At 58.4% G+C, this 14,843-nt stretch carries 13 protein-coding genes; 2 read left to right on the forward strand and 11 right to left on the reverse strand.

From position 1 onward, the window contains the following. Positions 1–18 precede the first annotated feature (18 nt). The 10 genes from AC1DNI_RS18670 to AC1DNI_RS18715 all read right to left on the reverse strand — a co-directional run bounded on the left by AC1DNI_RS18670 (position 19) and on the right by AC1DNI_RS18715 (position 11,700). Positions 19–1,434 (reverse strand): MmgE/PrpD family protein, encoded by a 1,416-nt coding sequence (locus tag AC1DNI_RS18670; RefSeq protein WP_027232703.1) that lies wholly within the window; start codon positions 1,432–1,434, stop codon positions 19–21. Positions 1,435–1,448: 14 nt separating this feature from the next. Further along, the gene (locus AC1DNI_RS18675) at positions 1,449–2,120 is read right to left on the reverse strand and encodes an FCD domain-containing protein (RefSeq protein ID WP_477692935.1); all 672 of its coding nucleotides are present in this window, start codon (positions 2,118–2,120) and stop codon (positions 1,449–1,451) included. Positions 2,121–2,381: 261 nt separating this feature from the next. After that, on the reverse strand, positions 2,382–3,260 hold the full coding sequence (locus AC1DNI_RS18680) for an SMP-30/gluconolactonase/LRE family protein (RefSeq protein ID WP_477692936.1): 879 nt from the start codon (positions 3,258–3,260) through the stop codon (positions 2,382–2,384). Positions 3,261–3,269: 9 nt separating this feature from the next. Continuing rightward, a complete protein-coding gene (locus tag AC1DNI_RS18685; RefSeq protein ID WP_477692937.1) occupies positions 3,270–4,142 on the reverse strand; it encodes an SMP-30/gluconolactonase/LRE family protein in 873 nt (290 codons plus the stop codon). 9 nt (positions 4,143–4,151) lie between these two features. Further along, positions 4,152–5,114, reverse strand: coding sequence for a 3,5-dioxohexanoate:acetyl-CoA acetone transferase (kce, locus tag AC1DNI_RS18690; protein ID WP_036814903.1), 963 nt, complete (start codon positions 5,112–5,114; stop codon positions 4,152–4,154). Continuing rightward, positions 5,111–6,061, reverse strand: a complete 951-nt coding sequence (locus tag AC1DNI_RS18695) for a 3-hydroxyacyl-CoA dehydrogenase (RefSeq protein WP_477692938.1) — start codon at positions 6,059–6,061, stop codon at positions 5,111–5,113. The genes kce and AC1DNI_RS18695 overlap by 4 nt, the downstream gene beginning before the upstream one ends. A gap of 7 nt (positions 6,062–6,068) precedes the next feature. Then, entirely contained in the window at positions 6,069–6,875 is an 807-nt protein-coding gene (locus tag AC1DNI_RS18700; RefSeq protein WP_477693083.1) for an SDR family oxidoreductase, read from the reverse strand. A gap of 13 nt (positions 6,876–6,888) precedes the next feature. Then, positions 6,889–8,901 (reverse strand): ABC transporter permease, encoded by a 2,013-nt coding sequence (locus AC1DNI_RS18705; RefSeq protein ID WP_477693084.1) that lies wholly within the window; start codon positions 8,899–8,901, stop codon positions 6,889–6,891. A gap of 50 nt (positions 8,902–8,951) precedes the next feature. After that, a complete protein-coding gene (locus AC1DNI_RS18710; protein WP_477692939.1) occupies positions 8,952–10,493 on the reverse strand; it encodes a sugar ABC transporter ATP-binding protein in 1,542 nt (513 codons plus the stop codon). Positions 10,494–10,569: 76 nt separating this feature from the next. Next, positions 10,570–11,700: a sugar ABC transporter substrate-binding protein gene (locus AC1DNI_RS18715; RefSeq protein ID WP_091951462.1), complete on the reverse strand. Its 1,131-nt coding sequence runs from the start codon at positions 11,698–11,700 to the stop codon at positions 10,570–10,572. A gap of 227 nt (positions 11,701–11,927) precedes the next feature. Here AC1DNI_RS18715 and AC1DNI_RS18720 point away from each other — a divergent pair, with 227 nt between their 5' ends. Together AC1DNI_RS18720 and AC1DNI_RS18725 are read left to right on the forward strand one after the other, a co-directional pair. Next, entirely contained in the window at positions 11,928–12,608 is a 681-nt protein-coding gene (locus AC1DNI_RS18720; RefSeq protein WP_477692940.1) for a GntR family transcriptional regulator, read from the forward strand. A gap of 174 nt (positions 12,609–12,782) precedes the next feature. After that, positions 12,783–13,457 carry a response regulator gene (locus AC1DNI_RS18725; protein WP_477692941.1) on the forward strand — a complete coding sequence of 225 codons (675 nt, stop codon included), beginning with the start codon at positions 12,783–12,785 and terminating at the stop codon, positions 13,455–13,457. A 26-nt stretch (positions 13,458–13,483) separates the two neighbouring features. On the opposite strand, the gene AC1DNI_RS18730 is transcribed toward AC1DNI_RS18725, so the two are convergent. Then, entirely contained in the window at positions 13,484–14,821 is a 1,338-nt protein-coding gene (locus tag AC1DNI_RS18730; protein WP_477692942.1) for an HlyD family type I secretion periplasmic adaptor subunit, read from the reverse strand. Positions 14,822–14,843: the final 22 nt, after the last annotated feature.

Raw genomic sequence — 14,843 nt, forward strand, 5'->3', positions numbered from 1 at the left:
GGCTTCCTCAAACTCAGTTCACGGGGCTTTTCCTTCCCCGCTGATCAATTCCATGCAGCGACCGACGTCGGCGCCGGCATCGATATTTCGGACCAGCGCCAGCAATTCTTCCTGCGCTTCACGATCAATGACGCCCTCGGCACACATGCGGAACTTGTCGTCCAGACCGGCATCGCTGATCGGGTTGGACGGGCCGCCCCGATAGCGCTCGTCCGCCTCCTGCACCAATGTCCGGCCGTCCTTCGTAACCACTTCGATGCGCGACCGTATGCGGTCGTACCCCGCCGCGTCGATAGCCGGATCGTTTATAACGTCGGTTCGTGCCTGAAGATCCTGCATAGCCTCGCCGGCAACAAAGCTGTCCTCGAATTCATGATGGCTTGCCCGCCGGCACAGGATGATCATGGCGAGCAGTGCGGGCATGGAGAACTTCGCCTGAAGATGGTTCTGCGCAATCGGATAGCGGATCGGTTCGATGATATTTTTGCCGGCAAAGAACCTGATGCGCTCTACCTCTTCAGGCTTGAGATCATGGTCTATAACCAGCTTCAACATCGCATCCATTGATTGATGCGTGAGAATGCCCGACGGGTACGGCTTTATGCTGACGCCGGGCTCGATGATCGTCAAAGGCGCGGCAAATCCCGCAGCTGCCTTGTCCGGATCGAGACCCTCGCCCATCACCGAGAAGAAACCCCACTGACCGTCGAGGACTGAAGGGTCCGCCTCAAAGCCGCGTGCGGCAAGCAGGGCTGCGGTTACGCCATTCTCGCAGGCTCGGCCGACATGGAGCGGCTTCGTCATGGTGCCGAAATTGGCGCGTATGCCAGCGGCAAAACTTGCGGCCAATCCGAGCGCGTGTGCGAGCGCGTCGCCTTTCAAGCCGAGGAGTTTCGCAGCCGCCGCCGTCGCCCCGAACGTGCCGACGGTACCGCTGGTGTGGTGACCGCGTCGATAGTGGCGTGGTTTCATCCATTCCGCGATCTTGCATTCGACTTCGAAACCCACCTGGAAAGCGAGCATCAGTTCACGCCCATCCACGATCCCTTCGCGGCTGGCAATGATAAGCGCGGCGGTCAGGGGTGGAACAGACGGATGCGTGAGCAGGCCGTAGACATGGGCCGGATCGTGCGAAACCTGCGTATCATCCCAATCGTGGGCGTGTCCGGCGGTGCCCCAGACGCGCGCGGCCAGGGGGGCCGGAACCTTCTGCGTCCCGGCGCCTGGCAGGGGCGCATCCTCGCGCCCAGCCTGATCCAGTGCATCGCCAATAAGGATTTCAACCGAAGCTTCGCGGCTGCCGGCCAGATACAGGCCCGCCGTATCGACCATGCAACGCCGGCCAATAATGAGCGCCTCTTCCGGCAAATCCGCATAGGTCGTGCGTTCTATGAAACGTATGGCCTGGGCCGTAATGTCGAGTGAGGGAGTCACAAATATCTCCAGTGCTATGCAAGGGGGTTTGTCGCCGCCATGAGCCGGCCCTTCGCCGTCTCGACGTGGTTGGCGTGAGCTTTGAAGGCCTGCACCGGGTCGCGAGCGGCGATGGCATCGACCATCATGTGATGTTCCAGGTTGGAAGCGTGGGTCGCGTCGCCGTGCATCAGGCTGTGGGCCCGGTGGAGCCTGAGCTGCTTGACCAGCGTCAGATACTGCTGCGCCAGAACTTCGTTTCCTGATTGAACGACAATGAATTCATGCAAGGCGAAATTAAGCGAGATATAGCGGGCATGGTCATCCGCGCCGATGGCTTCGTCCATGTCATCGACGAAGCGCCTCAGCCTTGCAATATCATCGTCGCTTGCGCGTTCTGCCAGAACCTTTCCGGCAAGGCCGAAGAGCACCGTGCGCACGTCATAAACGTCGGATGCTTCCGCTGCGCTGAGCCGGCGGACGAAGAAGCCCCGGTTGGGGACCTGCTCGATGAGACCTGACGACTCGAGCGATCGGAGTGCTTCGCGGACGGGTCCGCGGCTGATGCCGAACCGGAACGCAATCTCCTTTTCATTCAAATGACCGCCAGGCGCTACCTCGCCGTCGAGAATGAATCGTTCGATCTCCTGTTCCAACAGTCCCGGAAGGGACGTGGACCTGAGAATTTCGAAGGCTGTCTGATTCATCCGCCTATTCCTGTTTCAACAGGAGATAGATTGCAGATTGCTTATTGTCAACAATTTATTGCAAACCGCTGCTTCTTGGCATCTTCACGGATAGCGCAACGTGAAACGTTGACCCAGCCGGATGCTGGGTCTGATCTCGTCTGCGTATTGGAGCTTTACCTGCGGCGTTTCACCGTTCGCGGTCGTTGATCCTCACAATCGCATCGGTGTCGTATAACGCCTGTCGCAGCGGGAACCTAGAGGAACCGGAGAGCGCCTTTATTAGCCGGCAAAACGCATCTCAGGAACGCCCCTGATGCCAAGCCCAGTAATCGCAAACAGGCTACCACGTAGAACCCCATCTCCCGGAAAGCGCGGCAGCGGTGGCTTTGCCATGGAGGTTACATAAAGAATGTCGAGGTTCGGTCCGCCGAACATGACACTGGTCACTTTTTTCACCGGCATATCAATGACCCGGTCCACCGTTCCGTCCGGCCTGTAGCGGATCACCTTCCCGTCATAGACTTGAGCGTTCCACAAGCATCCCTCGGCATCCACCGTGGAACCGTCGGCAGCGCCGCCCGTCGATGTGTCGAGTTTCACGAACGTCCGGCGATTGGAGACTGTCCCTTTGGCCTGGTCGTAATCATAGGCCCAGATCTCGCCCGACCAGGAATCCGCGAAGTAGAATGTATTTCCGTCCGGGCTCCAGCACGGACCGTTCGAAACAATGATGCCGTCATCGAGGGTATGAACGCTCAAATCGGAATCGACCCGGTAAAGCGCGCCATTGGGACCGCTCTCCATCGTGTCCATCGAGCCCGCAACGAAGCGGCCCTGCTTGTCCACCTTGCCGTCATTGATGCGATTTTCGTGCTTATCGGGTTCAGGATCGTGAATCAGGTCGACGTCGCCTGTCTTGAAGTCGAGGAGATGAAAGCCCCGGGCGAGTGAGACGATTGCCCCGTTTCCATCCTTGCGCAGCGCCATGGAGCCGATTTTCATCGGCACATCCCAGGCGCGCAGTTCACGCCCGTCGGCGGTAGCCCGGAAAACGCGTCCGTCGAAACTGTCGATCCAGTAGAGTCGTTCCTGGTCCACGTCCCATAGCGGACCCTCGCCGAGGGTTGTCTTGACGTCTACCACCACTTCTATTTTCATGTCGCTCCCCTATCCTTTGAAACGCGGTTCCGGCAATCCGCGGACACCCAGCCCATGAACCGCAAACATGCAGCCCGCTTCGCGCTCGCGATGGTATTGGTTGTTGAACGGCCGGGCCATCGACGTTACGAACGCAATGTCAAGTTCCGGCCCGCCGAACGTGATGCTTGTGGTCGATTGGACCGGCAGGCCAACGATGCGATCGATAACTCCATTCGGGTCGAAGCGGATCAGGCGCCCGGAATACACTTCGACACTCCACACGTACCCTTCCGCATCCACCGTCGCGCCATCCGGAAAGCCGCGCAGACCCTCGAAACTCGTGAAGATGCGGCGCGAGCCTACAGCGCCGGTCGCCGTGTCATAGGCATATGCATGGATCTTCCGTGTGCCGGTGTCGGCGAAATAAAGGGTTGCGCCGTCGGGACTGAAGCACGGGCCATTCGAGCAGACGATGCCGGTATCGAGGGTGTGAAGCGACAGATCGGGGTCAAGGCGGTAAAGCGTGCCGACCGGATCGCGTTCCTCGAAATCCATCGAGCCGGCTATGAAGCGGCCCTGGCGATCAACTTTCCCGTCATTCAGCCGCGGACGAAGTTCTCCCGGATGCGTTTCGTGGAGGAGTTCCACTGACCCCGTTGCAAAGTCCAGCGTGTAAAACCCGTTTCTCAGTGAAACGATCGCTCCGCCCCTGGAGCGCAAGGCCATCGACCCAATTGGCTCCGGCATTTTCCAGGTCTTGCGATCCCCGCCATTTGCATCGCAGGAATAAACGGCCGGCGCGTATGAGTCGATCCAGTAAAGCCGTTGCTGTTCGACATCCCATAGAGGACCCTCACCGAGCTCATTCCGGTCGCTGCTGAAAACTTCGATGCGCAACATGGCTCTCTCCTAGAACGCGACCTTGTCGCCTCCCTTGAGTTGAAGAATCTCGCGAGCCTCATCGGGGGTTGCCACCTCCATGCCGAGGCCTTCGATGATCTTGCGTGCGAGCAACACCTGTTCGGCATTCGACTTGGCGAGTTTACCCTTCCCCGCCCACAGGCTGTCTTCAAGGCCAACCCTGATATTGCCTCCGAGAGCCGCGGCCTGAGCAGCGATGCGCAACTGGCTCGAGCCCGCGCCAAGAACGGACCACCGGAAACTATCGCCGAAGAGCCGATCTGCCGTGCGTTTCATGTGGGCCACGTCTTCCGGATGCGTCCCGATTGCGCCGAGCAGCCCGAACACCGACTGCACGAAGAACGGTGCCTTGACGAGACCGCGATCCGCGAAATGCGCGAGGTTGTAGAGATGCGCAATGTCGTAGCACTCGAATTCAAAGCGTGTGCCATTGTCGTAGCAGGTTGCCAGAATGTACTCTATATCCTTGAAACTGTTGCGAAAAACGAGGTCCCGGGTGGCTTCCAGATGCGGCTTTTCCCAGTCGAACTTGAATTCCTTGTATTTGTCGACAAGGTGATAAAGTCCGAAATTGATCGAACCCATATTGAGCGAAGCCACCTCGGGCTTGAATGTCGCTGCCGGTTTGACCCGCTCCTCGACCTTCATATAGGGACTGCCACCCGTCGTAATGTTTATCGCGGCCTTCGTGTTCTGCTTGATCCGGGGCAGAAACCTGGCGAAAGCTTCAGGCGTTTGGTCCGGTTTGCCAGTTTCAGGGTCACGCGCGTGCAGATGCAGGATCGCAGCCCCGGCATCTGCTGCCGCCAGCGCTTCCTTGGCGATTTCGTCGGGTGTGATCGGCAAATAAGGGGACATCGTCGGCGTGTGGATCGCACCCGTGATGGCGCAGGTGATGATGACCTTGCCCTTGATCGTTGATCCTCCGGTCACTCTCGCTGTCTCGCTCATCGTCCGAACTCCTGCGTTGATTTTTGCTTGTGTGCCGCGAGTGCCATCAGGCGGCGGTCACGCCAGACCTGGCGTTCCACCAACTTTTCCTTGGGCAGCTTCTCGCGCCGGCCGGATTCCACGGTCTCCAGCACGTCGCCGGCCCAGTCGACGCGGCGCTGCATCTGCGGGAACAACCGCTCGTAGATAATCTGATATCTTTCCACATAGTCGCGAACGCCGCCGGGAGCATTCAAGTCGATCGTCTCGAACGGCCCCATGAACGACCAGCGCAAGGCAAGACCGTCTCTGATGCCTATATCGACGTCCTCGACCGTGGCGTAGCCGTCAGCGACAAGCCGAAAAGCTTCCTCGAGCAATGCGCCCTGCATTCTGTTCATGATGAACCCATCCAGTTCGCGTTTCATCACAAGCGGTGCATGACCGGCAGCGACCAGGAATGCACGCGTCCGCTCCACCACGTCTGGCGATGTCCATGGTGCGGGCACGACCTCCGCCGCTGGTATCAGGTAGGGTGGATTGATCGGATGGACGACCAGGCAGCGATGGCGGTTGGCCAGATGTTCGGTAAATTTCGACGGCAACAGCGCCGACGTTGAACTGGCGATCACCGCAGAAGGACTGGCCGCCTCGTCGAGCTGGGAGAAAACCTTGATCTTGATCTTGACGTCTTCGGGCGTGTTTTCCTGGATGTGGATCGCACCGTCCAGGGCCCTTGCCAAATCTGCTTCGGGGGTAATCCTTTCCAGCACCGCTTCCGGTGTATGCCCGTTCAGAAGATCATTTCGCTCAAGGTCAGTGAGGACCTCGGCAACATAATCGCGGGCCTTGGCAACGGCCTCGGACGACTGATCCCACAGGGCGACCTCATAGCCTGCCCTGGCGAAGCTTATCGCCCAGGCCCTGCCGATAAAGCCGCTACCGATAATCGCTGTTTTCTCCGTCATTTTTCCCTCACAAGGTCTCGACATTGCCGTCGACGCCGAGGGACTGGCCAGAAATATTGACCCCGGCATTGGAAAGCAGAAATGCGACCATATTCGCCACGTCATAGGGGCTGACCATCCGGCGAAGCGAGACGTTCTGCAGATAGCGTTCCGTCATCTCGTCGTGAGATATGCCCAACTGTTTCGCACGGTTGTTGATGACGTTTTCAATCCTTGGTCCCTCAACGATACCGGGCAGGATGGCGTTCACTCTGATCGCATGGGGTCCGAGTTCCTTGGCAAGGCTTTGGGTAAAACCGACGACGCCGAACTTGGCCGCCGAATAGGGCGAGCGGAACGCATAACCGTGCCTGCCTGCGGCTGACGACATGTTGACGATCGATCCGCCACCGGCGGCCTTGAGCAGGGGGGTTGCACGCCGGGCGCAGAGAAACTGTCCGGTCAGGCAGATGTCGATACATCGCCGCCAGTCTTCGGTGCTGATCTCGTCAACGCCTCCGGTCGGTCCGGCAATTCCAGCATTGTTGATCAGAGCGTCGAGCCCGCCCAAAGAAGCCGACACGTCATCGAACATGCGGTCGACATCGGCCTCGCTCGAAACGTCGGCAACGGTTGCGAGAGCCGGCTTCATCGAAGCGCTCGCTTCTTCAAGCAAAGCCTGTGAAATGTCGCAGATTGCCACGCGCGCACCGAGCGCCGATAGCGTTGAAGCGATAGCAAATCCGATACCCGAACCGCCTGCGGTAACCAGTACGCGCTGGCCGCGCACGCCGCCCAAGAACTCTTCCGCCGATGCTGGAGCCACCCTATTCATCATTCATCCTCTCTTAAGATCGCTTCTCGCGAAGCGCCATGACCGCGCCGAGCACGACAAGTCCAAACAGGATCGCGCGTGTGGCGTAAGGCAACGTTGTTCCGGCGAGGAACATCTGCAGTGCCGTAAGCAGGAGTACGCCTCCGAGCATGCCGAGATAATGCCCGCGCCCGCCGGTTATCAAAGCGCCACCGACCACCACCACGGCAATGGACGGCAGCAGGTAATCATCGCCCATGCCAAGGCTCGCCTGGCCGGAAAACCCGGTGAGCAATACGCCAACGAGACCAGCGCAAAAACCGGAAAGGACATAGACGAGAATGAGCGTGCGCCCGACCGCGATCCCGGAAAGCTGTGCGGCGCGCAGGCCATTGCCGATACCGTAGACCTTGCGGCCGAAGGCGGTTCTTCCGAGGAGGAGCACCGACACTATGACGAACAGCACCATGAAAGGGACAACGGGCGTCACAGTCCATATCTTGCCGGTCATGAACCAGCGAAGCATGGGCGAGGAGAAGCCGGCTGGCGTCCCTTGCGAATAGACCAGCGCAAAACCTTGCAGGATCCCGTTCATTGCCAGCGTCATCACGATCGGCGAAATGCCAAGGATTACGATACCGACGCCATTTATGAAGCCTATCGCTGCAGCGATCAAAAGGACGGCAGGCAAGGCATAGGTCAAGGCAGCGTCCGAGCCATTGACGATCCCTGCGAGCAGGATGCCCGAAATGCCGATCGTCCAAGGCACCGAAAGGTCAAGGCCGCCGGTGAGGATCACCGTTCCCTGTCCAAGCGCCAGGATGGCTAGGAAGGTGGAGAGAACCGCCAATGAGTTCCAATAGGTCGGATTTAAGACGGCTCGGCCAAGCCAGAGCTGCGTGACGATGACGACGAGGAGAAGGCAAACATAGGCAGGAAGCGCATAGCGGATGGTCTCGCGGTTGCGCGACAGAAATGATGCCGACACCGGCTTGAAACGCGTTGGGCCGGCAAGTTTTAATCTCCGGTCGGTCCGGTCGAGCTGCGATGGCAGCAAGCCGTTTCGCCAGGCTGAAAACTGGGCGCCCGCGCTGCGGATCTGCTTGGCAAGGGTGGAACTGTACGAGATCGATCCCGCAAGGACCGCCAGAATCAGGATCGTCCCCTCGGCAATGGTGGAGTAGTAAGCGGATACATTGAGCACCAGCAGGATATTCACGACCATCATCAGGATATAGGCCCCGAATACAGTGCCCAGCGGGCCGCCGCGCCCGCCTCCGAGACGCGTTCCGCCAACGACCACAGCCGCAAACATCGAAAGCAGCAGCGGATTTCCAACCAGCGGATCAGCACTTCCTGTTTGGGCGCTAATGAAGACGCCCGCCAGGCCATAGCAGCCGCCGGCAATGACATAGACCAGGAATTTTGTCAGCTTGACGCGGATGCCGATGGCCGCGGCAGCGTCCGGATCACTACCGACAGCATATATGGCTGTTCCGAGGCGCGTATTCTTCAACCAGAGCCAGGCGAGAAGAACGATGCCGATTACCACGAGCGGCATCGGAAGCCATCCGGTAACGGCATCCCCGAGATAAAACGTACCGAGATCAGGAGCGACGAAGCCGCCCGGCTTGTCCATGACGAGCAAAGTCAGACCCTGGATGATGAACATGGTGGACAGGGTGACGACGATGGGTTGCAGGCGGAAGAAAGCGATAAAAATGCCGTTGAACGCGCCGGTCAACATTCCGACACCGATCCCGACGCATGTCCAATAGAACACGCTCGTCTCAGCGGCCGCCGGATCCATGCTCTGCGCAAGAACGACGTTGACGAGCGATATGACCGCGCCGGCCGAAAGGTCAAACCCGCCAGACAATACAACGATGGTCTGGCCGATGGCGGCGAGTGCCGAAGTCGCACCACCGCTCGAAAGGAATGAAATATCGAAGTAGCTGAGTGGCCCCGTGCTGACGAGATCGACAATGCCAAGCAGACCAAGAAATACCACGATCGCAATGACCACACTGCGACGCTCCGGCGACATGGCGAGAAACCGAAGCCTGTCGCGTCTGGGGGCCGCCATACTGGTCATCGTCATTCGGCTGCCTCCTGCGTCGGTGTTTCGTGACCGAGGGCCGGGCGCATGATCGAGGTTTCCGTCAACTGGTCACGCGTCAGGAACGCCGCAACGCGACCATCGTAGAGGACAAGGACGCGGTCGCATAAATGCACGAGTTCCGGGATTTCGGTCGAGTGCAGCAAGACGGAACCGCCGGAATCGGTAAAATTTCGCATCATCACATAAAGCTCATGTTTCGTGCCGACATCGATGCCGCGGGTCGGATCGAACAAAAGCAGGATGCGGCTCTGCGCCACGAGCCACTTGGCAATCGCAATCTTTTGTTGATTGCCGCCGGAAAAAGACCCCGCCCTCGTCCAAAGAGCGCGTTCGTCCACTTCGACTGTGCCGAAGGCGGTGCGGACCGCCTCTTGCTCAAGTCCGGTTTGAATCAAGCCGAATCGTGAAAATCGCTGGATTACCGGGAGGGACGCATTGACCGTGCCGTTGAGTTTCAGAAACAGGCCTTCGGTCTTGCGATCTTCGGGGACGAGCCCGATGGCAATGTTGGGTTTCAGGGCGTCCGCCGGCGAGCCAAACCGGACCTTGCGGCCGTCGACGAGGATGTCGCCGCGCACGACCTCCGTCATCCCGAAGCAGGCCAGAAAAAGGTCGAGCTGACCCATGCCCTGCAACCCCGCGACGCCGAGAATCTCGCCCTTTCGCAAATCAAAGCTGGCATCTTGCAGTTTTTTACCTGCAACGAGATTGCGCACCCCAAGTACCGGTGCGCCAAAAGCAGAGTCATTTTTCGGTCGTTCGGGGAAAGTCTGCGCGATACTGCGGCCAACGATGCTCTCTATGACCTGTGCATCGGTGATGGATTCCACCGAGCATGTCATTATATGCTGACCGTTGCGCAATATCGTCAGCGTGTCGCAAAATGCCCGGACCTCGCGCATGCGGTGTGTGATGAAGACGATGGTCGTTCCTGCCGACTTCAATTTGGCAATGATACGGCCGAGCCACTCGACGTCACCGCCGGCGAGCGTCGATGTCGGCTCGTCGAGAAGCAGTATGCGGGGCTTGCGGTAGATCGCGCGCGCGATCTCGATTTTCTGCTGGACGGCCAAATCCAGTGTCCCGACTTCGGCATCGAGATCGACCGAAAAGTCGAGTTCCTTCAAATGCTCGACAATGGCGCGTCGCGCCGAGGCGCGGCGGATCATGCCTGTAACCCCCATCGGCGCATAGGGCATAAGCAGGTTATCAAGGACAGTGAGGTCGCGGGCCAGAGTCATTTCCTGGAACGCAGTTTGCACGCCACGTGCATGGGCATATCGCGGCGCCTTCAGTGTCACCTTCTCTCCGAATACCGATATCTGACCCTCATCCGGGCGCAGGAGGCCCGACAGGAGCTTCACGATCGTCGACTTGCCAGCACCGTTTTCGCCAAGCAGCGCGTGGGTGCTTCCGGGAGCGATCGCGAATGACACGCCGTTCACCGCAACCGTCGCACCGAATGCCTTGCGAAGGTCCGCAACTTCTATCGCGGCTTGTTCAACTGCTGATTTCATCCCGGAGGGTCCTGCCTTTATTATGATAATTGGGCCGGCAAGCGTGGAGCGGCCAATCCGCTCCACGCTCTGTCCTCTAGTTTTCGGGTTGGCCTACGAGTGCCGCGTTCAGACCAATTTCTGGTGTCTGATCGGAAAAGATCGAGGCGAACCAACCGGGATTCGAGACGATCGCGGGCTTGAAGGCATTGCAGCCTTCCTTCATTTCCTGCCAGGTGCCTTCCTGGCACAGCTTGATCGTTTCGTTCGTTACCAAAGGCAGTGGCAATACCGTCTTTTTCGGCACATCCTTGCCTTCGATCGCCTCAACAGCGAGCTTCAGGGCCAGAGCACCGGAATAAGGCGGCGAGGCATAGGAAATGCGTGGGGCACCGAGCGGTGCATAGGGCGAAGTGGCCCCTTCGACTTCAGTGCCGGCGGGAAGCATCTGTATACGCCCGCCATTCGATCCCTCGCCTGCGCATGGGAGCAATTGTTCCGGCTTCTTGCCGGCTTCAAGCTGCATGGAGTTTGCCGTGAAGCAACCCACCTGCATCCAGAGCCCGTTGATCTCGTCCCAGTTGCGGGTTGCCAAAATCTTGGACAGTTCGGTACGGGCAACCGCCTGACTCCACATGCCGACGGCTTCACCGACGATCTTGATGTCTGGATATTTGGCGAAAACTTCCTTTGCCGCCTTGGTGCGCAGATTATCGACAGAAGTCCCGGGCACGCCCGTAATCGCAATAATGTTGCCCTTGCCGTTGAGCTTCTTCACCAGCCATTCCGCCGTCACGCGGCCAGCCTCTTCCTGATCGATCGCTATATTATAAGCGCATGGCTCGGTGATTTCGCCGTCATAGGCAAATACCTTTACGCCCTTGTCGCAAGCATTCTTGACGACCTGGTTGAGCGCAGTCGGAGAGATCGGAAACACGACGATCGCCTCGGCGCCTGCCTGCACCATCGCGTTGATTTGCTGAATCTGGCGTTGAGCATTGGGCCCGGCCACCTGAACTTGCAGATCGACCTTGTCGGCGAGACTCTTATGGGCTGCCATCGCCTTGACCATGTTGGCGGCTTCCGCCTGCCAGTCATTGCCGATGAAGCTCATGCTCAGGAAGATTTTATGCTTTTCAGCAGCGTCCGCATGCCCGCCAGCCAGAGTAGCCCCGGCGGCAATCCCAGCGCATACGACAAGGCGCTGGATTCTCGATATGACATCCATCGTTTAACTCCTCCCCTTTGTACGAAACACCTCCCAAGACGCTTCCTCAAACGTCCTGCCGTTCCGCTGCAAGGACCGTATCACCATTTGATCAAAGATCAATGATAAATTAATATAACAAAGGCCGATGCGTGTGATAAACAGACATGGCTTGACGCGCTCCTGCAGAGGTTGCATTGCGAGCAGACAACACGGGGACAACCGCCCCGACACAGAAGGCATAGCAAATGGCTGAGGCTGGTTTTAAACGGCCAGGAGTTGAGATAGTCCCGCTTTCAAGGGAGACCTTGCAGGACCGCGTATACCGTCAAGTCACAGGGCTCATCCTGGAGGGTGGCATTGTGCCGGGCGAGATGGTTCCGGTGCAGAGCCTCGCGGATGCTTTCGGCGTGAGTGCCATGCCTGTACGCGAGGCTTTAAGGCGGTTGACGGCTGCCAACGCCTTGACGGTCGTCTCGGGCCGATCGATCGGCATACCGCGCTTGAGCCGCGCCAAGCTGACGGATCTGCGGAATGTGCGCATTGAGATTGAAGCCTTGGCAGGAAAATGGGCTGCTGAACGCATACAGCAGGACGAGCTGGATTCCCTGCGTGTCGTGCTGGAGTCGCTTGAGGCAGGGAATGCGTCTGGAAACATAAAATCCTATCTACGCGCGAATTATGCCTTCCATTTTTCCATTTACCGCGCTGCCGGCTCCGAAAGCATCCTCAACATCATCGAAAATCTGTGGTTGCAGGTGAGCCCATACTTCAACATGCTGCATGATTCCGGCAACTACACCAAGGCCAATGAACATCACCGGGCGATGTTCGCTGCCCTGAGCGCCCATGACGGGGATCGGGTCAAACTGGCAATACAATCCGATATCGACGCGGCTTATGAAGTTCTTTTGGAACTTGTGACCTGACACCGATATCCACCGTCCCTTGATTTGTCAGTCTACGGCCGGACTTCAATTTCCGTAGACGCTGCCGATAGTTTACATCGAATTCCGTAATTGGATCTCGGCCACGACCATGCAAAGCTCCTGATAATAAAAACAAACCACCGATCGAATAGATCGGAATGGCCCGGGGGCGAAATGTCCAAATTTTCGATCGCATTTGTCGACGATCATCCCATTCTTCTAGAAGGTATCGCCAGTATCTTTGCGAGCGACAACGCCTATCACGTTGTCGGGAAAGGCGGCACAGCGGCGGATGCCCTCGATATTACCAATCGCTTGAAGCCGAATGTCCTTATCGTCGACCTGAATATGCCGGGTGACACGCTCGAGGCAATGACATCCATTTCACAAACTATGCCGGAAACGAAGATCGTGGCTTTCACCTCCGCCGTCGGTGTCGACAGCGCGGTAGAGGCCTTCGAAGCCGGCGCCAGCGGCTACGTGCTGAAGGGCAGCAGCGCCGACGACCTTCGTCAGGCGGTCCGGGCCGTTCTTGGCGGCGAAACCTACATCACGCAAAGCCTTGCAGCGCAGGTCATCCTCGCGCTCCGCCGTGTCTCAATGCAAAAGAACAAGAGCGAGGCCATACGCTTGAGCGTTCGCGAAGAGCAAATCGTAAACCTGCTTCTCGAAGGGCGGACCAACAAGGAAATTGGCGAACAACTCGACATCAGCGTAAAGACCGTCAAACACTACATGACCGTCCTCATGCAGAAGCTGCATGCGCGCAACCGGCTGGAAGTCGTGCTTGCGGCGCAGAAACGCCTGCCTGGCTCCGTGGGGAGCCAGACCCGGCAACTCCTCAACTAACCGATTGTTCTGACGGGAAGGCTGCTTCATTCCTCACGGAATGCGCGTCGAAACTGATCCATAAGGGGCTTTGACAGGAACGACAAAGCGGTGCGGTTCTCCGTTGATATGAACGCCTCGACAGGCATTCCCGGCTTCAGCTCATTTCCCGCCAACCCTTCCATTTCCTCCTCGCTCACTTCGATCTCGGCCAGGTAGTAGACCTGACCGGTGGTCGTATCGGTCGACGTGGAAGGCGAAACAAATGCGACCGTACCCGAGACTTCGGGCGTGGTCCGTTGATTGAACGCGGAAAAGCGAAGCTTGGCTTTTTGTCCGGTCGACACCTGGTCGATATCGGTCGGCTGGATGCGCGCGACGATCTTCAGCTTCGCGTTGTCGGGAACGAGCGTGATCAATTGTGCGGCGGGCGTCACCACGCCTCCGATCGTATGCACGGCAAGCTCGTTGATAGTGCCCGCGAGCGGCGCACGAATATCGGTGCGGGAAAGCCGGTCTTCGACGGCAACACGGCGTTCGTTGAGTTCGGCGATCTTCGGTTCGATGGTGGTCAGTTCGCGCTGAGCCTCGTTTCGGGCCGTCTCGTCGACGGAAAGTATCTGCAATTGCAATTCGCTGCAGCGCGACCTAGCCCTTGCAATACCGGCTTCCGCTTCAGCGCGGGTGGCGCGAAGGCTCGCCAACTCGCGTTCGATCACATAGATGCGGTTGCCTTCGATCAGCTTCTTGTCGGCAAGTCCCTTGATCTTTCCATGTTCGAGCTCGACGAGGCGGATCTCTTCGTTCTTGGCGGCACGCTGTGCTTCAAGCCCTTTGATCTCTTCGCCTAGCTGGGCGATGCCAAGATCGAGTTGCCTTTTCTGGCTGTTGCGGTGCCCGCGATTGCCGCGCAGCAGGCGTTCTTCGCCGGCAAGCGTCATTGCGGAATGCTGATCGCTGTCAAGCGTCCGTTCCGGCAATATGAGATGATCAAGATCATCGCGCTCGGAAACGAGGCGGCCTTTCCTCACCGTCAATTCGACCAGCTGCGAGCGGATGATCGCAAGTTCAGCGCGCGTTTGGGCATCGTCGAGCCGTAGCATGACCTGGCCCTTTTCAACGAAATCACCCTCGCGCACTGCTATTTCGGAAACAATGCCGCCATCCCGGTGCTGAATGGCCTTGAGGTTACGGTCGACTTTGACAGAACCTGACGCGATGACTGCGCCGGTAAGCTGGGCGGTGGCTGCCCATCCGCCGGCACCGGCCAGCAGCAAGAATCCGAACGCCAGGCCGCAAATTATCCTGGCACGCAGCCGAAAATGTTCGTCGTCGGCTACGGCTATCGCCGCAACACTGTTTTGCAAGGCTTGCCGATTTTTCATGGTTCTCGTTCCCCCGTTCTAT

The organism is Phyllobacterium sp. 01N428, from assembly GCF_056399405.1.